This is a genomic window from Methanophagales archaeon, assembly GCA_021159465.1.
Lineage (GTDB): Archaea > Halobacteriota > Syntropharchaeia > Alkanophagales > Methanospirareceae > G60ANME1.
In genome coordinates, this window is sequence record JAGGRR010000149.1 from 1 (window position 1) to 1,196 (window position 1,196).

The following is a 1,196-nucleotide window of genomic DNA, read 5'->3' on the forward strand; positions in this document are numbered from 1 at the left end:
GAGTTTTTCAACAAGCTGTATATATTATAGTGATGGAGAGAAAAGATTGAGCGAGATTCCTGCAAAAGCTGAGAAGATAGAAAGGATTTTGGGATTAAACTTATTCCCTAAAACTTTGCGGAGTTAGAGTTTTAAATTTATCTATTATACCCCAGGCCACCCTCTTTTTACAGGAATTATAGGACATCACCTTTGACAAATTAGAAATCAGGGACAAGTTCACATTCCTAGAAGGAACTGGATATGTTGAAGAAACTTTTCCAAAGACTTTATGGCCTCACAATAAATTTACCATATTGTCTAAAGTGATCATCAAAGGTAAAAGCGGTATCAATATGAAGGTGTTCCATTAAGGCAAAACTGGTACAATCCGTAAAACTAAATTCTTTATCAGCAAATGATTTAAATATACGCCATGCCTCTTTAATAAGTTCTGAGGTCATATATTCTATCTGGATAATGCGGCTTGCCAAGATATCTTCACCAAACTGGACAGCAACAGCATGACTTGCTCGAAGGCGAATAATAGTGTAACTTTCATCAAGAACATAATCAGTAGTAATCAAGCCCAGCCCTGACTGGAGAATAGTATCTCTGTATGCGAGAGCCTGTTTGTGATAAGCATCCCTTCGATTCTCTATGGCCAGGAATGCAGAAGTATCTATGAAGATCATTGGCTTTTGCCATATAGATAAAGGTCGTGCTTTTCAGCTAGATCATCCGGCCCATCAAAGGAACCACATCTCCGGAACCAGGGGTCATTTTGATAGGTTTTTTTAAGTTCTTCTGTAAGGGATTGACGGTGCTTTGCTATAAGCTCTCTGATCAGCCGGGAGATGGCAATTCCTCTTGCAGTAGCCTCTTTGCGGAGGAATTCATATTGATCTAAAGGTAGCTCAATATTTAATCTTTTAACTGGCATCTCAAAACCCCTAAATTTCTATGTACATACATACCAGTGGGATGATATCTTGTCAATACTCCTCTAAACCCAAAACAGGACTTCGTCAAAGTAATTTTAACGGAGATCCAAATCTTAAAATGACAAATGACAAAGCTCAAATGTCAAATCAAGCCCAAAACCCCAATGACAAAATTAGTAAATAGTGAGGGAGTAAGGAGTGAGTGAGACAAAAAACTTATTTGACTATTTCATTCCCTCACTATTTCACTACTCACTGATTTAATGTTTTGGC

The 1,196-nt window shown here is 37.7% G+C and carries 2 protein-coding genes; both read right to left on the reverse strand.

Annotated features, from left to right (window positions below; genetic code table 11):
• Positions 1–269: 269 nt before the first annotated feature.
• Entirely contained in the window at positions 270–674 is a 405-nt protein-coding gene (locus J7J01_06735) for a PIN domain-containing protein (GenBank protein MCD6210567.1), read from the reverse strand.
• A complete protein-coding gene (locus J7J01_06740) occupies positions 671–922 on the reverse strand; it encodes a hypothetical protein (GenBank protein ID MCD6210568.1) in 252 nt (83 codons plus the stop codon). The genes J7J01_06735 and J7J01_06740 overlap by 4 nt, the downstream gene beginning before the upstream one ends.
• Positions 923–1,196 lie beyond the last annotated feature (274 nt).